The 23,241-nt window shown below is 63.8% G+C and carries 16 protein-coding genes and 1 pseudogene; 8 read left to right on the top strand and 9 right to left on the bottom strand.

The window, feature by feature from the left end; genetic code table 11:
• Positions 1–440 precede the first annotated feature (440 nt).
• The 3 genes from EJI00_RS09400 to EJI00_RS09390 form a co-directional block, all read right to left on the bottom strand.
• The gene (locus EJI00_RS09400) at positions 441–1,484 is read right to left on the bottom strand and encodes an AraC family transcriptional regulator (RefSeq protein ID WP_185868101.1); all 1,044 of its coding nucleotides are present in this window, start codon (positions 1,482–1,484) and stop codon (positions 441–443) included.
• A gap of 521 nt (positions 1,485–2,005) precedes the next feature.
• Positions 2,006–2,476 carry a DUF4019 domain-containing protein gene (locus EJI00_RS09395; RefSeq protein ID WP_260590626.1) on the bottom strand — a complete coding sequence of 157 codons (471 nt, stop codon included), beginning with the start codon at positions 2,474–2,476 and terminating at the stop codon, positions 2,006–2,008.
• 85 nt (positions 2,477–2,561) lie between these two features.
• Complete coding sequence (locus EJI00_RS09390) at positions 2,562–10,364, bottom strand: autotransporter outer membrane beta-barrel domain-containing protein (RefSeq protein WP_126747200.1); 7,803 nt, start codon at positions 10,362–10,364, stop codon at positions 2,562–2,564.
• 265 nt (positions 10,365–10,629) lie between these two features.
• Here EJI00_RS09390 and EJI00_RS09385 point away from each other — a divergent pair, with 265 nt between their 5' ends.
• Complete coding sequence (locus EJI00_RS09385; RefSeq protein ID WP_185868100.1) at positions 10,630–11,595, top strand: AraC family transcriptional regulator; 966 nt, start codon at positions 10,630–10,632, stop codon at positions 11,593–11,595.
• A gap of 15 nt (positions 11,596–11,610) precedes the next feature.
• Here EJI00_RS09385 and EJI00_RS09380 read toward each other — a convergent pair whose 3' ends face one another.
• On the bottom strand, positions 11,611–12,387 hold the full coding sequence (locus tag EJI00_RS09380; protein ID WP_221885035.1) for a winged helix-turn-helix domain-containing protein: 777 nt from the start codon (positions 12,385–12,387) through the stop codon (positions 11,611–11,613).
• A gap of 395 nt (positions 12,388–12,782) precedes the next feature.
• Here EJI00_RS09380 and EJI00_RS09375 point away from each other — a divergent pair, with 395 nt between their 5' ends.
• The 3 genes from EJI00_RS09375 (at position 12,783) to EJI00_RS09365 (ending at position 14,753) form a co-directional block, all read left to right on the top strand.
• Positions 12,783–13,415, top strand: a complete 633-nt coding sequence (locus tag EJI00_RS09375) for an OmpA family protein (protein WP_126747197.1) — start codon at positions 12,783–12,785, stop codon at positions 13,413–13,415.
• 155 nt (positions 13,416–13,570) lie between these two features.
• Entirely contained in the window at positions 13,571–14,185 is a 615-nt protein-coding gene (locus EJI00_RS09370) for a cysteine hydrolase family protein (RefSeq protein ID WP_126747196.1), read from the top strand.
• Between the two features lie 67 nt (positions 14,186–14,252).
• Positions 14,253–14,753 carry a cupin domain-containing protein gene (locus EJI00_RS09365; RefSeq protein ID WP_126747195.1) on the top strand — a complete coding sequence of 167 codons (501 nt, stop codon included), beginning with the start codon at positions 14,253–14,255 and terminating at the stop codon, positions 14,751–14,753.
• A gap of 39 nt (positions 14,754–14,792) precedes the next feature.
• Here the strand turns inward: EJI00_RS09365 and EJI00_RS09360 are convergent, their stop codons facing one another.
• The 3 genes from EJI00_RS09360 to ilvB form a co-directional block, all read right to left on the bottom strand.
• Positions 14,793–15,692: a LysR family transcriptional regulator gene (locus EJI00_RS09360; RefSeq protein WP_126747194.1), complete on the bottom strand. Its 900-nt coding sequence runs from the start codon at positions 15,690–15,692 to the stop codon at positions 14,793–14,795.
• A 12-nt stretch (positions 15,693–15,704) separates the two neighbouring features.
• A complete protein-coding gene (ampC, locus tag EJI00_RS09355; RefSeq protein ID WP_126747193.1) occupies positions 15,705–16,886 on the bottom strand; it encodes a class C beta-lactamase in 1,182 nt (393 codons plus the stop codon).
• Between the two features lie 340 nt (positions 16,887–17,226).
• Positions 17,227–19,008, bottom strand: a complete 1,782-nt coding sequence (gene ilvB / locus EJI00_RS09345) for a biosynthetic-type acetolactate synthase large subunit (protein ID WP_126747192.1) — start codon at positions 19,006–19,008, stop codon at positions 17,227–17,229.
• A gap of 65 nt (positions 19,009–19,073) precedes the next feature.
• Between ilvB and EJI00_RS09340 the strand changes: the two genes are divergently transcribed.
• The 3 genes and pseudogenes from EJI00_RS09340 to EJI00_RS09330 all read left to right on the top strand — a co-directional run.
• Positions 19,074–19,568: an Lrp/AsnC family transcriptional regulator gene (locus EJI00_RS09340; protein WP_185868099.1), complete on the top strand. Its 495-nt coding sequence runs from the start codon at positions 19,074–19,076 to the stop codon at positions 19,566–19,568.
• Between the two features lie 35 nt (positions 19,569–19,603).
• Positions 19,604–20,050 (top strand): SRPBCC family protein, encoded by a 447-nt coding sequence (locus tag EJI00_RS09335; RefSeq protein ID WP_126747191.1) that lies wholly within the window; start codon positions 19,604–19,606, stop codon positions 20,048–20,050.
• Positions 20,051–20,058: 8 nt separating this feature from the next.
• Positions 20,059–20,388 (top strand): annotated as a pseudogene (locus EJI00_RS09330) (DUF2200 domain-containing protein); the annotation flags it as partial.
• A gap of 45 nt (positions 20,389–20,433) precedes the next feature.
• Here EJI00_RS09330 and EJI00_RS09325 read toward each other — a convergent pair.
• Entirely contained in the window at positions 20,434–21,327 is an 894-nt protein-coding gene (locus tag EJI00_RS09325) for a LysR family transcriptional regulator (RefSeq protein ID WP_126747190.1), read from the bottom strand.
• A gap of 89 nt (positions 21,328–21,416) precedes the next feature.
• Between EJI00_RS09325 and EJI00_RS09320 the strand changes: the two genes are divergently transcribed.
• Positions 21,417–22,217: an NAD(P)H-dependent oxidoreductase gene (locus EJI00_RS09320; RefSeq protein WP_126747189.1), complete on the top strand. Its 801-nt coding sequence runs from the start codon at positions 21,417–21,419 to the stop codon at positions 22,215–22,217.
• 22 nt (positions 22,218–22,239) lie between these two features.
• Here EJI00_RS09320 and EJI00_RS09315 read toward each other — a convergent pair whose 3' ends face one another.
• Entirely contained in the window at positions 22,240–23,208 is a 969-nt protein-coding gene (locus tag EJI00_RS09315) for a Bug family tripartite tricarboxylate transporter substrate binding protein (protein WP_126747188.1), read from the bottom strand.
• Positions 23,209–23,241: the final 33 nt, after the last annotated feature.

The following is a 23,241-nucleotide window of genomic DNA, read 5'->3' as shown; positions in this document are numbered from 1 at the left end:
CCAAAGCCGAGATCGCACTTTAGTTACTACCGTTCGCTGTTGGTATCAAATATGGGCACAACAACTATGAAGATCGCGCACGGACGGGAACCAATGCACAAAATTAATTAACAATTGATGCATGAAAGTCGTGCCCAGCAGCGCCGTATCGGTGAACGCGCCGGTAGGCGCCCGCAGGAAAAGACGCCCTCGGCAGCACATAAACCGAAAGCTTTTGATTTATAAATAGCTATTGATACAACCAAAGTACCAACGCGTTGCGCGCTGGGGTTGTCCAAGGGAGTACGGGGAGTGGGGGCCAATTCGCTGCCGGCGAATGCGAGCCACCGATCACGGCCGAGACAGCCGGGGGCCGCAGGGTGTCGCGGCCAATTCTCTTACTTTATTTTTTCCAAAAATGTGAATTAATTCACATTTTCAGAGGTCCCTAGAAAAGCGTCTCACGCTTTTCCAGCTTCGCCCCCTGGCGGCAATTGATTTTCTTCGAGTTTTGGAGCCTGACCGGTCGGTTGGACACCTGAGCGTCCCTTGCTCGACGCAAAGGCGCGCGGCGAGCAGCCGTATTTCTTTCGAAAAACCAGTCCGAAATAGGCGGGGTCGGAAAACCCGCACCGGTATGCGATCTGCGCCACGAACGTGTGGGAAACAGAGGCGGTTCGCAGCATGCGCACCGCGGCCTCCAGCCGCTCGTGCTGCAGCACGTCCAGAAAAGTGATACCGCGGCCTGCACTGGCAAACACCTTGTGCACGTAGCGTACGGACACATGAAAACGTGCGGCCAGCTTCGAGGCACTGACCTCCGGGTCTGCGTAGTTGTCGCGAATCCAGTTGTACATGCGCAGATGAAGCGCCCGATCGCGCGAGGACACTGTTTCCCTGTCGCGGGTCAAGCCGTTCTGCGAAAGCGCGAACGAAAGCATGGACAAGATATGTTCACCGACGAGTTCCTGCTCGAAAGGGCTGCCGATTGCCTGTGCATGGTCGATGCTCATGGCGTTCAGGTAAGCAGCCAATAGGCTCGACCAGCCTTTGGCGCCGTCCAGCCGCTGCGCCACGGCGTCTTCCGCATCGGGCAGCCACCGGGCCACCAGCAATTTTGGCAAGCCGATCAATAGCGAGTTGGCGGCACCATGTGCCTGCATCTGCATCTTTTGCAGCGAATCGATCAGGACGAGATCGCCCGTTTCAACGATGGCTTCGGTGTCTTGCCTGATGCTGGAAGGCCCCTGGTCGACCTTCAGCATGAGCTGGAACGGATGCAGGTCCACGTCCTTGACCTGGCCAGGCTCGGCCGTTGATGAAACAGGGCTTCCGTGCAAGCGCGCAAGCCTCAGCGAGGCAATGTCGACGATGCTGAGCCACTGATGGAAATCGGCTCGTTCGGGGCTGTCGAGTGCAATGTAGCCGACGCTCCCGCCGAACTCGTCGGCCCAGTAAGCGAAGCGATCTTTGATGGGCAAATGCTCGGTATCGAAACGTTGCACGAGCGGGAGGCGATCCGGCATTAAGTAAAGGTTTTTTAAGTTGGATGCTGAGCCGAGTGATGTCTTCGCCCGTGGCAGCGCCTTGCTGCGCAACGCGACGCGCGGAAAAAGCGGCCCTCTGCGAACGAGAAAACCAGGTAGAGCAGCTCGTGCCTGGCGCGCTGCGCGCACGTCGGAATCGACGCGGGCAGATGCAGGACGTTAAGGAAGCGACTCCGATTCAAGAAGCCAAAAAAGCGAACCAAAAATATGAAGATTGCGCACACGCGAAGAGAACTTCACGAATGCACCGACTGCTTTGCGCAGACGTTCGGCTCATGGGGCACGGGTCGCGAATTAGACCGAGGGATCGACGAAAACCTTAGTATTCGTCTGCTGCAGGATTGACGCTTGCAGGGGTACGAACTCCCGCCTGCCTTTCAGCGCATGCGGGAGTGTTCTGGCAAGACGAGGCGGCCGCCGCGTGCCACGATTCGGTGAAGAGAACGCGCCGCAAAGCGCGCCCTCAAGAAGTTATGGAGTCAGCGCAGCACGTAGCCGCTCAAGCGCCAGCTGCCGTCGGGGTCGAGGCGAAAAGTCGTCATCTCGCGCACAACGCGATTGGCGGCATTCGCGAACCGGGTTTCGTACTCAACGTTGACATACTGGCCGGCCAGTTCGGCGTCCTCGTTGGCGACGGTCTGCCGGTTGACGGCAACCCAGGCGCGCTGCTGGGCCGCGCCGAGGGGCGAGCGCGACTGGCTCACCTGCTTGATGAAATCGGAACGCGTGACGCGCTTCTTGGCGGCGGGTGTCGCGCCATCCCAAAGCTCGCCGACCTTGCCCTGGTCCACCATTTGAATCACCTGCAAGCCGCCGCGAACCATGTTGGTCGGGTCCGCTTCCTGGGCCGACGCAGGTCCCATGCATCCCGCGACTATCGCTGCGCCGAGCAGCAGCTTTTTTGCCAGTTTCATTTTTACTCCCGTGGTTGGTCGTTTCGTTTGTGCCATGCCGCATGGATTGCGTCGCAGCAATGCAATCGCCCGGCCGATAAATCGGCCGGGCGATGACGACTGTAGCTCAGCCTGAAGGTCGTTAGAAGTTCAGCTTGACGCCCACGGAACCTTGCACCGACGACTTCACGCTGTTGCCGCCGCCAACCTTGAACAGCTTGCCCACTTCGCCGTAGACGCTCGTGGTGGGTGTGAGCCGCAGCGTAAAGCCGGCCGCCAGTTCGGTCGAGGTGTAGCCGATCTTCGTGCCGATGGCCGTGGAGCCCGCCGGTCCGACGAAGGTCGTGGTGTCCTTGCCCGAGAAGCCATGCCACAGGTTGATTCGGCCGTAAGGCTGCAAGCGGCCCAGTGAGGTCTGCACGTCGCCGGCAATGCGGACGCCGAGGCGGCCGATCACCTGGTTGGCAGCGTCCTGGCGGATGCTGGCGCCCGAAACGTCGACGGTGTCGAACTTCATGCGGTTGTAGATCAACTGCGCCTGCGGCTCGACAGCCCAGCCCTCGCCCAACGCAAAGCTCTTGCCCGCTTCGATGGATGCCGTGAGGCTGCTCGCATCGCCCAGGGTAGAGCTGCGCGACGCCATGCTCACCACGTCGTGCATGCCGTACTGCAGCACCAGGTCGGTGTAGAAGCCGTCCTTCAGGTATGTGCCGTAAGCGCCGAGATACTGGCTGCTGAGCCTCATGCGTCCGGCCAAACCGTATTCACCGCCCACGTTCCCGCGAACAGTGCCATCCGTGCGCAGCATGCCCGTGTAGATACCGGCGCTCCAGCTGCTGTCGCCGTACAGGTCGACACCGGTCTGGAAGCCGCCCATGCTGGCGTGGCTGTCGACACCGGCTTCGCCCTTCTGCCGCACGTCGATGTCGCCGCCGATGACACGGCCCCAGGCGCGCCGGTTGTCACCGCCCCAACCTTGCTGGGCCGGCTTGCCGTCGGCGCCAACCGTGATTGGCCGGTTCTCGTCGCCCACGCGGCGGTGCAGCGTGGAGAGCATGGCCAGGTCGGCCTGGCGAACGACGTTTGGCAGCGCGGCGTGCAGCGGCACTTCTTCGCGGTAGGCCGGTTGCTTAGGCGCAGCCGGCGCATCGGTGCGCAGATACCAGCTGTCCCCGCTGCCGGCGGTGTCGCCAGCATAAAGGCGGTACTGGAAGGCGCCCGCGTCCACATGCTCGCCATTCAACGCAAACGCCGTTCTGGTGCTGGTCGCGCCGTTTTGCGCCGTGACCACCTCGATGCCGTTGCCGGTGGTTTGCGCGCCCAGGCCGCCCAGGTTCGTGATGGCGACATGGGTGTTGCCGGAGGCCTTGGCCGCGGCGCCATCGAGCACCAGGCGGTCGGACGGTCCGGTGGCGTTCAGCACGGTGTTCAGCGCCAGCGTACCGCCGTTGCCGACGTATTCGCCCTTCACCGTCAGCGTGTTGCCGGCGGTGGCGCCGCGCAGCGACACGGTGCCCGCGTTGGTGAGTGCAGCCACGGTCTGGTTGTGGCCGGCAGTGTCGAGCGTGGCGCCCGCGTTCACCGTGTGCGCCGATGCGGCGCTCAGGGTGTTGGCAGCGCCTGCGAGCAAGGTGCCCGCGGCCACCGTGGTGGTGCCGGTGTAGTTGTTCTGGCCGCTGAGCGTGAGAGTGCCGCTGCCCACCTTGACCAGCGAGCCGCCGGTGCCGCCCTTGAGGCCACCGCCGTCCGAAATGACGCCGCTCAGGCTGTCGTTCCGGTTCAGGTTGCCGAGCGTCAGCTGCCGCGCACCCAGGCTGACATTGCCCGCTCCCGACAGGGAACCGATGGCGGTCCCCGTCGTGGTGCCGGAAATGTCCACCAGGCCCCCGGCGTTGTGAACGATGGTGGCGTTCTCCGCGCTGGCCGTGTCGGCAAAAGAAACGGTGCCGTTGTTGGTGATGTGGGCGGTACCGCCGCTGGCGGTCTGGCCGAACGTGACCGTGCTGCCGCTCGCGTTGGTGATGACCGACTTGTCGGCAGTGCTGCTGCCGCCAAACTCCACCATGCCCGCATTGCTGTTGTCGATCCTGGCATTGCCGGCACTGCTGTCGGAAAACAGCACGGTTCCGCCGCTGTTGGCCAGCGTTGCATCGGCCGCCGTCGAGCCGGGATAGAACAGCACAGTCGAGTTCTTCGAACTGCTGATGGTCGCGTTGCCGGCGCTGGTTTGGTCCATGAAGCCGATGATCGCCCCAGCGCCGTCGCCGGCGTCGGCCGTGATCGCCAGGTTGCCTGCGCTGACACCCGGACCGTCGAAGAGCAGCGTGCCTTGCTGCACCAGGACCGGGCCGGTGCCCAGCGCGCCGGTGGTCGAGGCCATGACGGTCGTCAGCTTTCCATCCGCGTGGGCGGAACCGTTGATGACCGTGCCGCCGGTATAGCTGTTCGCCTGCGTCAGGTTGAGCGTCCCTGCCTTGGCAGTGTCGCTGTCGACCACCTTCAGCATGCCGCTGCCGCTCACCGCGCCGTTCAGCGTACCGCGGAAGCCGTTCACGTCGACGGTGCCGCCGGCGCTGGTCAGCGCCACGTTGCGCGCGGTTGCCACATCGGCGCCGAGCTGCAGCGTGCCGCTGTTGAGCGTGAGGCCCGTGCCCGCGGCGCCCAGGTTGGCGTCCTTCGAAATTTGCAGCGTGCCGCCGCTCACGGTGGTGCCGCCCGTGTAGGTGTTGGCACCGCCCAGAATCAGCTTCCCGCCGTCGGTCTTCTCGATGCCGCCCGTGCCTTCGATGACCGAGTTGACCGTGGCGGTCAACGCTGCGTCGCCTGCGCCGCTCGCACCCACGCGGATCAGCGTGGGCGTGGTGGCCGCGTTGCCGATGCGCAGCGCATCGCCCTGAACCGTGTAGCCGTCGACCAGGAACTGCATGCCAGCGATCTGTACCTGGCCGCCGGTGGCGGCGCCGTTGTCGACCGTGACCGTGCCGCCCGTGCCGGTGAAGACAGCAAAAGAGTTGTTCGCGAACGGTGCGTTGACCTGGCCGTCCACCGTGGTGGCGCCATCGGCAAACTGCGTCCAGTTGCTGTTGCCGGTGCCGGCCTGCCAGACGCCCGTGCCGCCTTCGATCTTGCTGTTGTTCGGGTTACCGGGACCATCCCACACGCTCAGGTTCACGCCGTTGCTGTTGACGAGGTTGACCTGGTTGGCCACCGAGGTTTGCACCAGTACCTTGCCGGCCGTATTGCCCGCGGGGAGCGTGCCGATTTCCAACGTGTTGTCGGTCAGGCTACCGCCGTAGTCGAACACGCGATACACGCCGGGCCCGAAGGTACCGCCCGTGGACTGGGCCACGTTGATGGTGCCGTCGAGCGTAAGGTCGCCGCCGACCTGGACCAGGTCGTTGTAGGCGCCGCCCGGCACATTGGCCTGCCCGTACTCCCAGGCCAGGTTGGCCGTGGGCGCGAGGCCCAGGTTGCCGTTGATGGTGAGCGTGCCGGGGCTGCTGCCCGGCGACAGCGTGGCGCCGTCGTTGATCGCGACATTGCCGCCGATGACGCCGGTTCCGCCGAGCGTGGCACCGCTGTGCACCGTGGTCTGGCCGGTGGCGGCCGACTGGTTGCCGTTCACGCGCAGCGTGCCGGCCGTGACTTCGGTGGCGCCCGCGTAGCTGTTGTTGCCGCCGAGGGTGGTCACGCCCGTGCCCTGCTGGGTGAAGCTGCCGCTGCCGCTGATCACGTTGTCGAGTGCGACCGCGTTGTTGCGGTTCACGACCAGTGCGCCGTTGTCGACGATGGCGGTCGAGGGCGAGAGGCTGCCGGTAGCACCACCGCCCGCGCCCTCACCCAATTGCAGGGTGCCGGTCGCGTCGATGGTGGTGGTGCCGGTGTAGGTGTTGTCGCCCGTGAAAACGGTGGTGCCGCCCGCGGCGCGCGTGAAGTTGCCCGCGCCGCTGATCACGCCGCTGTAGCCTTGCGTGTCGAGGTTGTCGAACACCAGCGTACCAGCACCGCCGGCGTCGGAGGTGACCACGTCGTGGTTGTTGATGCTGCCGGCCGTGGCGCCCGAACCGCCCACGCGCAGCGTGGCACCGCTCGCAACCTTGATTTCGCTGTCGGCACCGGCCAGTTGCAGCGTGTCGACGATGCGCACGTCGGCGGCTTGCGTGGCGGCCAGCGTGTTCCAGCCGGTGCCGATGTTGGTGCCGCGTGCAAGGTCGTCGGCCGCGAAGCTGCCCACCTTGGCGGCGGCGCCGTTGGTGCCGCGGAACTCGAGCGTATTGCCCGCACCGCTGCCCGTGACGATGTGGCGGGTGGTGGAAAGATCCACCGCGCCCACCAGCGCCGCGTTGCCCGCGCCGTTGCCCATGTTCACTTCACCGTCGAGCGTGCCCGCGGTCCAGTTGAACTTGTCGCTGCCTTCGCCGGTGTTGACGGCGCCGGTCACGGCGCCTGCCGTGAGGTTCACGGTGTCGGCATTGGCACTGGCCTGAATGGCCACGGCCGTGTTGCTGGCCGCTTGCACGGTGCCCGTGTTGGCAATGGTCTTGCCCGTGCCGGTTCCGTCGATGACAGGCGCCACGGTGCTCACCGACCTCAGCGTGCCGGTGTTGCTGATGGTGGCGGCTTCATGCGCCACCACGGCGGCGCCGCCCGCAACGCTCTGCACGTCGATGGTGCCGCCGGTCGTCACGTTGCCGGTGGTTTGCGCCGTTACGCCGGTGCCGCCGTTGGAGCCCGCGAGCACGTTGATCTGGTAGTTCGGGCCGATGTTCAGGTCGCCGCTGGCATTGCTGCCGTCGAACTGGCGGAACGCAAAGCCGGTGCCGCTGCCCGACACGTTCAGCGTGGCGGTCGAGGCCGGGTCGAAGCTGGTGGCGGTTCGAATTGCTGCGCCATCGCCGGCGTTGACAGTCACGTTGTTCAGCTTGACGGCGCCGATTTCCGCCTTGTTCTCGATGCCCGCGCCGGTGCCGTTGGCCGTAATGACGAGATTGCTTGCGTCCAGCGACACCGCGCCCGTGTCCAGCAGCACGCCGTTGGCGGTACCCTGGGTGGTGATGGTGTTGCCCGTGCCGGCGAGTGTGAGCGCCGCACCGTCGCGCAGTTGCACGCCGGCAAGGCCGCCGTTGACCACGACCGTGCCGAGCTGGCTGATCTGGGTGTCCGCACCGGTGGCGCGCACGCCGACGCCGGCATTGACCGTGAGCAGGCCGCTGTTGGCCAGGCGGCCGCCCTGCTGCACGTCGATGCCGATGCTGTCCGCGCCGTTGAGCGTGATGGTGCCCTGGTTGACCAACTGGCCCAGGTTGCGGGTGATGTAGCCCGTCACACCGGTGGTTGCAGCCGTGGCAATCAGGTTGGTGGCGGCATCGAGCCGGGTGGCGGCGTTGGGGCCGCTGTCGGCCACGCCGTTGATGTCGTGCTTCTGCCCGTCGACGATGCCGGCGATGGCGTTGTTCGCATTCAGGTTGATGGTGGTGGCCGCGCTGATGTCGCCCGTGGCGCCGCCTTCGACCAGCACCGCCTTTGCACCCGTGCCGTTCACGTTGAGAACGGCACCATCGGTTGCGGCGCTGCTGCCCGCGCCGGACACGACGGCAATGGTGCTGCTCTTGCCGTTGGCGGCCAAGGTAAGCCCCGCGCCATTGAAATCGGCGCCCTCGGCCATGCGGAACAGCGTCGAATCCTCGGTCGTCACGGCCATGTCGACCGCGGCGATGTTGATTTTTGCTTCAGCGCCGTGAACGTAGAAGCCGATCTGGTTGGTGCCGCTCGCAAAGGTGGGCACCGCCGTACTCGCAACGTTCACCACCGACTTGCCGCGCGCATGCACGGCAATGGCGCCCTCGCCCGTCAGGTTGATGTTGCCGCCGACATCGGCGGCCGCGACCGCGGACATGCCCTCGGCCCAGACACCGTAGTTGCGCAGGCCGACGCCATCGATGCCGCCCGCCACGTTGATGGTTCCGGTGTTGCTGGCCTTGGCATCGTAGTAGTTGGCGGTGATCTTCTGGCCGACCGAATTGCGTCCTTGCAAATTGATGGTGCCGGTGTTGGTGACCAGCGCACCGGCGGGGGCGCCCGCGTTTTCGATCGCCATGGCGATGTTCTGCGCCGGCGCGGCGGCCGTGCCACCGCCTTCGAGGGTGATGGTGCCGCTGTTGACCATGCGAACCGGGATGCTGCCGCCGTAGCCATCGCTGTTGGTGAGCATGGCCGTGACGCGCTCGGCTTGCGGGCCGACGGTGATCGTTCCCTTGTTCTCGACATTGGTGTTCGCGCTGGCATAGGTCACGATGCCGCGCGTGCTGGTGGCCACCGATGTGGTGGCTTCGCCCGGCGCGTATTGCGGTGTACGGCCCCAATAAATCGCGCCACCGGTGTCATTGACGAACTCGCTGCCACCCAGCACCTTGACGCCCCAGTCGGTCAATCCCCGGTAGCCTTCCGATGACACGCCGAGGTTGATGGTGCCTTGATTGAGTCCGGTCGCAGTATTTCCCAGAACCACAGCGTAGCTGTCGGTGAGACCGCCACCCGGGGCCACATTGATGATGCCATCCTTGCTGTTGACGAAGGTGGTGCCTGCACCGTCGGCAGAAACACCCCATCCACCGCCCTGATTCGTCACGGATTGGTTGCCCGCATTGCCGTTGAAGCCGGCATTGATCACGCCATTGTTGAAGCCATGCGAGCCTGTTTCCAGGCTCATGGCCTTGCTGTCGGAGATACCGCCATAGGCTCCCGCAGTGGAGACCCGGCCGTCGTTGGTGACGGTAGCGCCGTTGGTGCCCGCGAGCACGCCAGCGGTGGCGCCGCGCACGAACATCACCCCTTCCTTGGCGACATAGACGGAACCATTCTTGCCGTCGGCGTGCATCCAGGTGACCCGGCCCTTGGGCGTCAGAACTTCGTCGCCGCTGTCTGGTGCCGGTCCGAAGACAGTCGCGCTCACGGTCGTCTGGGTGCCCTGCTTGTAGCCCTTGGCCAGTTGCGCGTTGTAGTCGGCGATCTTGAGGCGGCCGGCCTGGAGCTCGGACACCAGCCAGTCGTTGTAGGCTCTGAACTCGGACAGGTCGCTCACGTTGCGCGTGCTGCCGTCAAAGGCCGTGAAAGAACCGCTGTACCCGTCGATGGTCAGGCCATTGGTGCTGGAAGCAAGGTCGAAAGTAACGGCCGTGCCCGGCAGCTCCGTGCCCGGATAGCGGCCGATATTGGTGCTGCCGAGATCGACGCTGATCGGGTCCGTGCCGACCCACTCGAGGCGCGCGCTGTTCAAGCCGGTGCCGTCGGCGTGGAACCAGTCGCTGGCATGCGTCGGCAAATAGCGGTTGCTTCCATCGGACGCCATGTTGATCTTGAGCGTTCCGCCCGCTGGGCCGACAGCGCCCATACGGGTATCGACATAGTGCGAATCGCCCGCTGCGCTGTAGCCGACGCTGTTGTTCCACGACCGGGCCGTGGCCCAGGTGCCCTGAGAGAAGCCGGAACTGTTGTAAACGGAGACGGTGCTCGCGGCCCCGGTGATGGGGTCCGGTACCGCGATGGTCACACTGGTCGAACCGAGCGCAAGCGTGGACCGGGCAAGCAGAGCGGCATCGGTGGCGGCGTTGCCGGAAAGCGCGTTGTGGCTCGCGTAGTCCTGCATCGTGGGACTGTAGGTATAGCCCGCTCCGTTGTTGGTGCCGATGTCGGTGGTGTTGACGGTGAGCGTCGAGGTGCCGCCGCTGTTTTGAATGACCGTGCCGACCCGACCATCGTTCGTTGCCGTGTCCCACTGTGGGACATTCTGGGCATTCGCCATGCTGCTGGCTGCAAGCAGTGCAGCGGCCCCGAGCCCAGTGACGATGCGGCTTCGGCTGCTTTTGGTCTTTCCCTTGGTGAGCTCCGAGGCGGCAACCCACGTGCTCGTGGCGGCACACCAGACGCTTCTGTAGACGATGTTCATTTTTTTCTTATCCCTGAATGGAAGAAACAAAAAAAACGGCGACCCAGATAACTGGTTGCCGTTCAAGTGGTGAATTGGCTATGCGTTAAAGCGGGCGGATTGTTTGCGGTTGAGAGGAATACCGCCATGGGTTTGTTAACGTTTCGCATGCGTTCGCGAACACTGCGAACTGAATCGTTAACTAGTTGCGGGTTGCCAGAGGGCCGAGCAGCAGACTCGTAATTGATTGCAACGGCAAGTTAAATGTCACAAAATGCGTTCATTCATGGCACTTCTGCCCTATTCCGTCCAGCGCCGCACCGGCAGTCCTGTCGCCGCGGGCAAGAGGTTCTCGTTCTGGATCGACGAGGCCAGCGCGAAGCGAAAGGGTTTGAAGCAAGAGCGTTTCTGGCAAGAACTCAAGGCTGTCGATGTCGGCGACCTTGCCTTCATGTGGCTCCGCGGCAATGCGGTGGATGTGAGCACCGCCATGCACAGCCGCATGAAAGACGCCACCTCTCATCCGCTGTATCTCGTTCTGAAGCTCAACACTTTCACGACGAATGAGACCAACGACATCGTTCTGGTCGATGCCGCTCGCTTCCTGAAACTACGCTCGCCCGCCTGCACGGACATGTGGTTCGTCGGGTTGCCGCACTTATTGGTCGCGCGCTGGGTTCCCGGCATGGAGGGCCCGGTGGCAAAGATCCTCAAGGGACATGAAGGCTGGTCGGGCGTGCTCTCCGCTTACCTGCGCGGGCTGGACTTCAACCATCTGCAAGGCATTGCAAGCTCGTTCGAGCAGGAGCTGGTGGGAGAGCACGTTTTGTCGATGCTCTCTTTCGCGCTGCTTCAAGGCGGACCGGCGATCCACGGCGACCGGTCGTCCACGCGCAATCGCGCTCTCCACGAAAACATGTGCCGCTGGATCCGCGAGAACTACGCAGACCCGCACATCAGCGCAACCAGGCTTGCCGACCAGCTGCATGCGTCCGTACGGCATGTTCACAAGGTCTTCGCCGAATCCGGTACAGGCATGACGTTTCGGGACACGGTGCAGAAGGTTCGGCTGGAAATGGCCGCGCAGATGCTGCGCGCACCTTCGGCACCGCCGCTGACCGTGGCGCAGGTTGCGTACCGATGCGGCTTTTCCGACCCCGCATACTTCGGATTTGTGTTTCGCAAGCAGTACGGATGCACGCCAGGAAAACATGCATTCGCGCCTCCTGCGCCGACGAATCATGCGGCCTGATGCCGCAGACCGGCCTCAGGCGCCCGTGCGTTCGCCCGGAGGAAGCGACAAACCTGTCTCGCGGTGAACCGCCGCAACATTACCGCCGCTGCCCCTCTCCGCAACGGCCGTTCGGCTCAGAAAACCGCGCCGGCTCTGATCGTCAAGAGATTCGGATGCTCCGCTCAGTTGATAGCCCTGCCCCCAGATCGCCTGCAGCTTGAAGCGCAGGCCGAGCTTGCGGCGCAGGCCGGATACGCTGACGTCCAGCGACCGGGAAACGGGGCTGCATTCTTCTTCTTTTTTTCCCCACACATTCGCAAATAGCCATTCCCGGGTCAGAAGCCGGTTGATGTTGCGGAAGAAGGCCACCGCAAGGTCGAACTCGCGGGGCCGCAGCTTGATGGGAGTGCCTTCGAACTCCGCCTTGTCCTGGTCGAGGATGAAGCGGAAGCCTTGCCACTCGAGCACGCGCTCCGCGATGGGAACCCTGCGATGCAGCAGCTCAGCCTCCAGCAGGCGGTAGGTGTCTTCGAAAGAAGATGGCGCATGCGCCACGGTGGAAATAGCGTCCACATGGAGGATCGAGATGACCCGGAACTGGCTCTTGCACGCGCTGAGTATCAAGGGCACCTTCTGCCCCAGGATCTCGCGTACCTGGCTGATGAGCGGCTGGAATACCGCGGGGTCTCTCGGGCAGGCGAGCAGCAGCAGGCCGAAGTTCTCGACTTCTTCAGCGTGCCCCTGCAATTCGTCCACGCTGGCAAAGGTGGCCGGCACATGGCCGAGCCTGCAGATGGCGCGGCGGGCCAACTCTCTGGTTCGAAGTGTCGGGTCTAGTACAGCAATTTGCAAAATGGGCTCTCTCAAGTCAAAACGCTTCCCGCAAAAGGAAGCAGTTGAGTCGGCGCGCATGCCAAACCGACGATTGCTCGCATGCGTTAACGAATTCCGACCTGACTGGAGAATCTAAAGATGGCGGGACTTTCAGTCCGCAAAAATCGCGCACGATCTACATGCAAAATCGCGCACGCCTCGATGAACCGCCCAAAAATGCAAATTAAGTCCGCAAACGGCGGCAAGTGAGCGGCGGTCCTTTCAAAGCTGTAGTCCTCAGAGCCTTCCCTTGAGTTTTATCAACAGATTGCGATCGGCGGCATCCAACTCGGCGACGCGCAATCTCAACTGAAACACATTCTGGAAGGTCTATGAAAATCAAACTCCTCTCGCTCGCCCTTATCGCCACTCTCGCCGCAGGCTGCGCAACCGAGCAAGGCACCCATACGGCCGTAGGCACGGGCACGGGCGCAGTCGTTGGCGCGGGCGTTGGCAACCTCATCGGACGCGACAAGAAGAGCACCGCCATCGGCGCTGCGGTTGGCGCGGCGGTGGGCGCAGGCGTCGGCTACAACTGGACGGCTATCCGGAACAAGCTCTCGGGCCAGACCGCCGGCACGGGCACGCAAATTACCGAGCAGGCCGATGGATCGCTGAAGGTCAACATTCCAAGCCAGGTGACCTTCGATACCGACAGCGCCAGCATCAAGCCTTCGTTCCGCAGCGTGCTGGACGGCGTTGCGCAAACCATTTCGCAGGAGCCGAGCGTCAATGCGCAAGTGGTCGGACATACCGACAGCACCGGCAATGCGGACCACAACATGGCGCTGTCGCAGCGTCGGGCGCAGAGCGTGGAGGCTTATCTGGCCGACCGCGGCATTGCAAGAGCGCGGCTCACGGCAGACGGCCGTGGCCAGACCCAGCCGGTGGCGAGCAATGCGACCGAAGACGGCCGCACACAGAACCGCCGCGTCGAAATCTATCTGCGGTCTGTGCAGAGGTAAGACCCAGCCGGGTGGAGCGGCGCACGGGAACGAACGCCGCTCCAATACATTTTTCGATGTGCGCTTTGCGCACAAGTCTTGTCCCGCCAGATGGCTATCGCCCTGGATGAATGGTCCCTACGCTACGGACCCTCACATTCAACAGGGAAGCCTTCATGAATCACCCCAGCATTCGCACCATCACAGGTGCAAGCGCCACGACGCAGATCGATGCAGCGTCCACGGCCCTGATTGCCATCGACTTTCAGAACGAATATTTCGACGGCAAGATGCCGATCCCCGATGGCATGGCCGCGCTGCGCCAGGCCAAGCGCCTGATCGAACTGGCCGACAAGCACGGCATGCCCGTGTTTCACGCACAGCACGCGGCACCGGCGGACAGCCCCATATTCGCCGAGGGTGGAAAGCTCTTCGAGATTCATCCGGAGATTCAGCCCTCGGCGCGCCACGTGGTGCTGAAGAAACCTACGCCCAGCGCCTTCGCAGGCACCGAGCTCCAGGCGCAGTTGCAGGCACGCGGCATCAAGACGCTGATCATCACAGGCTTGATGACGCACATGTGCGTTTCGGCCACGGCTTTCGACGCCGCACCGCGCGGCTATCACAGCATCATCGTGAGCGACGCATGTGCCACCCGCGACCTGGACCAGGAGGACGGCAGCGTGATGAGCCACCGCGACCTGCATCGTGCTGCGTTGCGCGGCGTATCGGACGTGGTGGCTGAAGTGCGCACCACCTCGGAAGTCCTGGGCTTGCCCATTCAAGCGTGATTCCTCACGGCACCCTATCCATCAATCTGCCCGCAACACCGGCAAACACTCGAAAGAAGAGCCACTCATGAAGAACACCATCAAGCGCCTGCTCGGCAAGCTGAGCCTCGTCGCCATCGCGGCCACAGCGGCACCGGCATGGGCCACCTCTCCGGTCGCTCCGGTCGCTCCGGCCACTCCATCCGCCTCGACCGCTGCACCCGAGACGCTCGTCTCCATGCCGGCCAAGGACATCAAGTGGCGCGAGATCGCCGGCACCGGCGGCATCCGTGCTGCCGACATGCGCGGCAGCATTACCGGCAACGGACCTTACGAGGCTTTTGTGGAGTTCCCTGCCGGCAAGAACAACCCGCCGCACGTCCATACGCAAAGCCTGCCCACCGTGGTACTGAGCGGCGTCTTCTATGCGATCTTCGAAGACGGCAAGAAGGTGCTGTACCCGGCCGGCTCGTACTACTACATTCCGGGCAAGCTTGCGCACCGCAGCGGCTGTGAGCCCGGTGCCAACTGCGTGCTGTTCCAGTACCAGGCCGATCACTTCGACCTGGTCCCGACCAAGGCGCAATAGCCAAATCGGTCCGGCAAGTTTCCGGCTCGGCGAGCCCGCCTACCAGCGCGGCTCCCGATACTGGTTCGCCGCAAAGTCGACGAAGGCGCGCACCTTGGGTGACAAGTGGCGGTTCTGCGGATACTGCACGTGCAGCGTCAAAGGCTGCTGTTCGAAGTCGGCCAGCACGCGAACCAGATCTCCCCGTTTTACGTCTTCATGCACCAAGAACACGGGCGAGGCGGCAATGCCCGTCCCTGAGAGGGCCGCAGCGCGCAGCGCAATGCCGCTGTTGGCCTGCAGGCTCCCGGCAATGGCGACGGTGTGGGGGCGACCGTCCGGCCCGGTGAAGCTGGGTTGGCTGGATTTCTGCGCAAGCGAATAAACCAGGCAGTTGTGCCGTGCGAGATCGGCCGGCACCAAGGGTGTTCCGTGCGCCTTCAAATAGGCGGGTGACGCCACCCACCATTCTTCGCAACTGGCCAAGCTCTTGGTAACCAAGGTAGAGTCCGGCAGCGCATAGGCCAGGCGCAAGCCGACGTCGAAGCCTTCTTCGATCAGATCGACGAAACGGTCGTTGCACACCAGATCGACCGACACCTTGGGGTAAGCGGCAATGAAGGCCGGCAACCACTGCGCGAGCTCCTGCAGGCCGAACGACATGGGAGCGTTGATGCGCAGCACGCCAACCGGTTGCACCTGGTGCCGCGTCACCGCCAGCGCGGCCTCCTCGAGCTGCTCGAGAATCCGCGTGCTGTATTCGTGATACGTCTGCCCCGCCTCCGTCAGGGCAAAGCGCCGCGTCGTGCGATTGAGCAGCTGAGTGCCCAGCAGCGCCTCCAGCTGAGTGACCTGCCGCGATACGACGGTGTGCGACACCTGCAATACCTTTGCGGCGGCCGAGAAGCCGCCTGCTGTCACAACGGTCTGAAACGCCTTGATTGCCGCGATCTGGTCCATGTCGGTGACGCCTTACTGCCTGGCTCGAGCGCGGCAATCCAGCTGCCCGAGAATTTGGTGCGCCAAGCGAACACGCGACTCGTTGGGATAGATCTTGTTGGCCAGCACGACGATACCGATCTTCTTTGCGGGCACAAACGCCACATAGGCACCAAACCCGTTGGTCGATCCGGTCTTGTTGATCCACACCTCCTTCTGCGGAGGCTGAGGCGGGTTCAGCGCAACAACCCCATGGCTCTCCAACGCCATCTTGGCGGAATTACCCTCCAGCAGCGCGTTCAATGTGGTCGGATAGCTGTATTGCTCCCAGATGAGGTCCTGCGTCATCGCACCCAGCTTGTAGTAACCGGTGTGCGTGTCGGCGATCGCGCGCTGTAGCTTTTCTTCTATTGATATCAAGCCCATGTTTGCCTCGACAAAACGAATCAGGTCTTTGGCGCTGGTTTTCACTCCGTAAGCCTCGGATGCAAGCACCCCGGGGTTCAGCCTGACCGGCTCGTCGTTCTTGTTATAGCCCTGGGCATAAAGCGGCATCTTGCCCGCAGGCACATTGATGAAGCTGTCGAACATGCCAAGCCTGCGAAAAAGCTGCTGCTCCATCGCTTCTTCAAAGGGCATCTGCATGCTTCTTGCAACGGCCATGCCGAGCATTCCGATGCTGGGGTTGGCATAGCTTCTCTCGGTACCTGCAACATGCGCGGGCTGCCAGGCCTTGAAATAGTCCATCAGCTGCCCCGTGTTCCCGATGGCGTCCGGAACCTGCAGGGGAAAGCCTCCTGCGGTATGAGTTCCCAGGTTGACCAGCGTGACCCTGTCGAGGTTGGTGCCCCGAAGCTGAGGCAGGTACTTGCCCGGGCTGTCAGTGAGCGAAAGCTGGCCCTTGGCTTGGGCATAGGTCGCCAACGTGGCGGTGAATGTCTTGCTGACCGATCCGATTTCGAAGATCGTGTCTTCTGCGATTTTTTGCCCCGTCTTCTTGGAAGCCACACCGTAGCTGTAGAACCACTGCTCGCCCCCGGCGGCAATCGCAATGGCCAAACCGGGAACGCCGTGCTGCCGCATGGCGTCTTCGGCTGCGTTCTTTACAACGGCGTCCATGTCCGCCTTGGGGGCACTCGGCATGGCATCGCTGTTGAAGGAGGTGGCACACGCAACCAGCAACCATCCAGTGCTGAGTTTTTTGATCAGGCGCATTCGATCTCCCTGGGTCTCTTGTTCATGACGATTGGAATTATCAGCTTCGCATGCCGGTGTCGGCATCTCGCGCTATCCGCACCGGCTGTTCGACGCACGCTGGCTCGCGAGCGCCGATGCGTGGCGATGCGCCCAATGCGGGCGGCAGTTGTGCGGACACCGGGCGGCGTCGGCAGCCGCCGAAGACTTCGACGACGGACGAAGCGCTCGGCCACTGGCTGGTGTCGCGCGACGTTCCGCTGGCGCCAGGACGCCTGGCGCCCGCGCGAATTGCGCAGATCACCACCAACCTGCAGAGCGTGCGTTGGCCCTCCGCGGTTCGGTCCGACCTGGGCGCCGCTCAACGCTCCTCGAACCAGCGGTCTTTACCCAGCATGACGCGGTGATGCCCGTGCCCCGCCGGCATCATCGGAAAGCAGTTCTCCTGCGGCGCGACCTGCACGTCGAGAAAGAATGGACCGTCGCTCTCAAGGCATTCATTCAGCGCGGACTGGAGCTCGGCAGGGTCCGACACCCGCCGCGCGCCCCAGCCGAAGGCCTTGGCGAGCGCCACGAAATCGGGCAGCGCCTCGTTCCAGCTGTGGCTCAGCCGGTTGCCGTGGTTGAGCTCCTGCCACTGGCGCACCATGCCCATGTAGCCGTTGTTGCACAGCACCAGCTTCACCGGCGTGCGGTGCTGCACGGCCGTTGAAAGCTCCTGGATGTTCATGAGCACCGAGGCATCGCCGCTCACGCAAACAACCAGTGCCTCCGGGTGCGCCACCTGCGCGCCAATGGCCGCCGGCAGTCCGTAGCCCATGGTGCCGGCACCGCCAGAGGTAAGCCAGCGGCGCGGCTGTTCGAAGCGCAGATACTGCGCGGCCCACATCTGGTGCTGGCCCACATCGGTCGACACGATGGCATCGCGCCCGCCAATGGCCTGCTGCAGCGACGCCATCAGTTGCTGCGGCAAGATTGCATCGCTTCGCAGCTCGAAGCCGAGGCAATCTTCCGCACGCCAGCGCTCGATGCGTTGCCACCAGGGCGCGAGCCGCTCGGGCGCAAAGCTTTCTGCCGGCAGCAGCGCAAGCAAGGCATCCACGATTGATCCGCAATCGCCCACCATCGGCACGTCGACCTTCACCACCTTGTTGATGCTGCCCGGGTCGATGTCGATATGGATCTTGCGCGCATGCGGGCAGAACTCGTCGAGCTTGCCGGTCACGCGGTCGTCGAAGCGCGCACCCACGCACACCACCAGGTCGGCCTCGTGCATTGCAAGATTGGCCTCGAGCATGCCGTGCATGCCCAGCATGCCGATGAACTTGGGATCGGACGCAGGATAGGCGCCGAGCCCCATCAGCGTGAGCGTGCAGGGTGCGTGCAGGCGGTGCACCAATTGTGCGAAGGCCTCGCATGCGGCAGGACCCGAGTTGATCAACCCGCCGCCGCCATAGAGCACCGGCCGGCGCGCCGTTGAGATCAGGTCGGCCGCGCGTTGCAGCATGGCGCGTGGAGGCAGCGCCGCCCTCCCCGCGCGCAAAGCACGCATCGGCGTGGACGCGGCGCCATGGCCCAATCGCGCAAGCTGAACGTCCTTGGGCACGTCGAGCAGCACCGGCCCGGGCCGCCCCGAGGCCGCGATTTCGAGTGCGCGCCGCACCAGCGCCGGCGCGTCGTCGGCCTTGCGCACCTGCTGGTTCCACTTGGTCACGGGCCGCGACATGCCGAGCGCATCGCTCTCCTGGAAGGCCTGCGTGCCGATCACGCCGGTTGCCACCTGTCCGCTGATGCACAGCAGCGGAACCGAATCGCTGATGGCGTCGAGCAGGCCGCTGATGGTGTTGCCCACGCCCGGCCCCGAAGTGACGAGCACCACGCCCACGCGCCCCGTGGTGCGCGCATAGCCTTCAGCCGCATGCACGGCCGCCTGCTCGTGCCGCACCAGCACATGGCGCAGGCGCGGCTCGCCATGAAGCGCGTCGTAGAGCGGCAGCGCAGCGCCGCCGGGGTAGCCAAAGAGTGTGTCGACGCCACATTCGACCAGCGTGTCGAGCAGGGCCTCGGCGCCGTTGCGAACGCGAGGCGCCGGGCCAGGCGGCAGGGGTGGAGAAGAAGCGGAAGGAAGGTCGAGCAGTCGCATGCCGTCGATTCTTCCGGCATTGATGCAGAATTTGCATCTTTCTTTTGGCTCATTCCGCTCAATTCATGAAAAACAATCGTCAAACCGGCAATACCGAAGAAGGATCTTTCGACAAGACCGATCTGGCGATCCTGCGCGTGCTGCTGCTCGACTCCCGCAAGACACTGCAGGAAATCGGCAACGAGGTCAGCCTGTCGCCCACCAGCTGCTGGACGCGCATCAAGAAGCTCGAAGCCACGGGCGTGATCAAGCGCTACACCATCGACGTCGACCCGGCCAAGCTCGGCTATCACGACTCGGTCATCGTGCAGGTCACGCTCGAGAGCCACACCGACGAGACCCTGTACGACTTCGGCCGCACGCTCGCCACCATCCCCGAGATCCAGGAGGCCTACCTTGTCTCGGGCGACTACGACTACTACATTCGCATCGCGGTGCGCGACACCCGCGACTACGAGCGGCTGCTTCGCGAAAAGCTCTACAAGATTCCGGGCATACGCCACAGCAAGTCGCACTTCGTGCTGCGGGTGCTGAAGGAAACGAGCGTGCCTGTGATCTGACCGGCACATCCTCTGCATTTCAGGAGAACACATCCATGGCTACCAACACCATTCGTCTGCATCGCGTACTGCGCACCCCGCCGGACCGGCTCTACCGCGCCTTTACCGAGCCCGCCGCCTTCGAGCGCTGGCTGCCGCCCTTCGGTTTTACCGGCAAGGTCCACAGCATGGAGCCGGTGGTCGGCGGCGCCTGGCGCATGTCGTTCACCAACTTTGGCACCGGCCACAGCCACTCGTTCGGCGGCAAATACCTCGAACTCGTGCCCGGCGAGCGCATTGCCTACGATGCGGTCTTCGACGACCCCAACCTGCCGGGCACCATGAAGACCACCGTCACGCTGACACGGGTGTCTTGCGGCACGGAAATCTCCGTCGTGCAGGAAGGCATCCCCGACGTGATTCCTGCCGAAATGTGCTACCTAGGCTGGCAGGAGTCCCTGGTTGCACTGGCCCAGCTGGTCGAGCCCGAGATTCCGGGTTGAGAAAACCGATGGCACCCCGGCAGTCGTTCTCCACGATGGCCTTTGCGAAGGTCTATCCCTTGTACGTTCAAAAGGCGGAACGCAAGGGACGGACGAAGGAAGAAGTCGATCAGATCATTTGCTGGCTGACGGGCTATGACATGCACGGGCTGCAGCGGCAAATCGAACAGGCGAACAACTTCGAGACCTTCTTTGCCCAAGCCCCGGCCATTCATCCGAACAGCTCGCTCATCAAGGGCGTGGTCTGCGGTGTTCGCGTGGAAGACATCGACGATCCGCTCATGCAGAAGGTACGGCATCTGGACAAGCTGATCGATGAGCTCGCCAAAGGCAAGGCGATGGAGAAATTCTGCGAAAGTAGTTTTTCTGCAAGCGGTTGCCGTTCACAGGCTTTCGGCAATCCGCTCCCGCAGCCATCGGTGCGCCGGGTCGCGGTGCCGTCGCTCATGCCAGAGCATCGCCATTTCGTAGCCCGGCACCTCCAGCGGCGCCTCCACCACCCGCAGCCCGGGCGCGCCGCGCGCCAGACGCTCGGGCAGCATCGCAACCATGTCGGTGGCGGCCAGCACCGACATCATGAAAAGGAAATGCGGCACCGACAACGCCACGCGGCGCTCGAGCCCTTTCTTCGCGAGCGCCTCGTCCGTGGGCCCGATGAAGCCGCCGCCGCCCTGCGACACCACCACGTGCTCCAGCGCGCAGAACTGCGCCAGTGTGGGCCGGCGCTTCAGGCGCGGATGGCCTGTGCGCCCGGCAAGCACATAGCGCTCGTGGAACAGCACCCGCCGGTGCAGCCCGGGGGGCGCACCCACGCTGGTATGAAAGAACAGGTCGATCTCTCCCTGCTCCAGCTGCCGGGGCATGCGCGAGGGCACCGCCTCCACCACGGCAAGGCGGGTGTTCGGCGCGGCGGCGCGCAGGCCGGCAAGCGCCGGCAGAAGAATGGCCGACTCGGCATAGTCGGCCGCGGCCACGCGCCAGGTGGTGGTGGCTTCGGCAGGGTCGAAAGGCCCGGTGGGCGCGACGGCGCGGCCCAGCGACTCCAGCGCTGCACGCAGCGGCTCGCGCAATTCATCGGCACGCGCGGTGGGCCGCATGCCGCGTTGCGCGGGCACCAGCAGCGGGTCGTTGAACACCTCGCGCAGCTTGGCGAGCTGCACGCTTACCGAGGGCTGTGAGAGGTTAAGGCGCTCGGCTGCACGGGTGACGCTGCGCTCTGCCAGCAGCACATCGAGCGTGAGCAGAAGGTTGAGGTCGAGCCGGTTGAAATTGTTCAATACTATTCCTGGAATTTTGAATATTCATTTCCAATATAGCTCGGCTGTACCTAACCTGCATGCATCGTCATTCAACGCAACATGCAGCCGTGAAAATTCTTCTTGTTCATGCCCACCCCGAAGCCCGTTCGCTCAACGGATCGCTCAAGCAATTCATGGTGGAACGCCTCGTGCAATCCGGGCACGAAGTGCGCGTGTCCGATCTTTCCGCCATGCGATGGAAGGCAACGCTCGACGCGGACGACTTCTCGCACATCGAGCCCGGCGCTCATTTCGACCCCGTGACCGACTCGTTGCGCGCCTTCGAGGCCGGCACCCAGCGCGACGAGATCGCGGCGGAACAGGCCAAGCTGCTGTGGGCCGATGCCGTGATCTTCCAGTTTCCGCTGTGGTGGTACACGATGCCGGCCATCCTCAAGGGCTGGATCGACCGGGTCTACGCCTATGGGTTTGCCTATGGCGTGGGCGAGCACTCCGACTCGCACTGGGGCGACCGCTTCGGCCAGGGCGTGATGAGCGGCAAGCGCGCGATGCTGGTGGTTACCACTGGCGGGTGGGCTTCGCACTACAGCGCCAGAGGCATCAACGGGCCAATGGACGATCTGCTGTTTCCCATCCATCACGGGGTGCTGTACTACCCCGGGTTCGACGTGCTGCCGCCCTATGTGGTCTATCGCACCGGCAAGGTCGATGCAGCCGCCTACGAACGAATTACCGAAGAGCTCGGCCGCCGCCTCGACACGCTGTGGACGACGGACCCGATTCCGTTCCGTCCGCAGAACTTCGGCGACTACGACATTCCGGCGCTCACGCTGCGCGACGAGATCGCGCCGGGTGAATCAGGCTTTGCGGTGCACACTGATCCGAAGAAGAGCGCAAACGTGCGTTAGCAGCGGACGCCGCCTTCCCCGGCTACTCGGCTTCGATGCCGGCCGCCTTCACGATGCGGCCCCACTTCTGCGACTCCGCAGTCTGGAACTTGGCAAGCTCTTCAGCCGAGGTGGTGAACACCTCGGTGCCCGTGGGTTCGTAGAACGCAGTGTTGGCAGACTCGCTCTTCGCCGCCTTCACCAGTAGCTCGTTGAGGCGCTTGACCACCGCCGGTGGCGTCTTGGCGGGCGCATAGGCCGCGAACCAGTAGCCCATCTCGTAGCCCTTCACGCCGGCTTCGGAAATGGTGGGTACATCGGGTGCCAGCGGTGAGCGCGCGGCGCTCGACACACCCAGCGCGCGCAGCTTGCCTCCCTTGACCTGCGGCAGCCCGGTGGCCGCGTCGGTGATCATCATGTGAATCTGCCCGCCCAGCAGGTCGGTCACGGCCAGCGTGTTGCTCTTGTAGGGCACGTGAAGCAGCTTGATGTCGGCCATCTGCTGCAGCAACTCGCCCGCCATGCGGCTTGATGAACTGCCGCTGCCAAAGCTGTACTTGCCGGGCTCCTTCTTCGCGAGCGCCACGAACTCGGCCACGCTCTTGGCCGGGAACGAGGGGTTCACCACCATGATCTGCCCACCCTTGCCCAGCGCGGTGATGGGCGAAAAATCTTTCACCGGGTCGTACGGCAGCTTCTTGAACAGGTGTTCGTTGGCCGCGTGCGTGGTGTTGGTGGTGATCAGCACCGTGTAGCCGTCCGCCGCGGCCTTGGCCACCTGCTGCGAGGCGATGAATCCGCTGGCACCGGCCCTGTTGTCGATGACCACGGGCTGCTTTGTTTCCGCCGTGATGCTGTTGCCCAGCGCGCGTGCGATCTGGTCGGTGGCGGTGCCGGCCGCAAAGGGCACCACGAAGGTGATGGGCTTGTCTGGAAAGGCCTGCTGCGCGTGGCCCAGCAGCGGCACCAGGGCCAGAGCGGCGGCCGAAAGGGTGAGGGAACGTCGTTTCATTGTTTTGTCTCCGGATGGATGGGTGAGAAAAAG

The sequence above is a fragment of the Variovorax sp. DXTD-1 genome (genome assembly GCF_003984625.1).
In the GTDB taxonomy this organism is placed as follows: domain Bacteria; phylum Pseudomonadota; class Gammaproteobacteria; order Burkholderiales; family Burkholderiaceae_C; genus Variovorax.
Note: the sequence above shows the minus strand (reverse complement) of the source record. Positions and strands in the feature narration are given on the sequence as shown.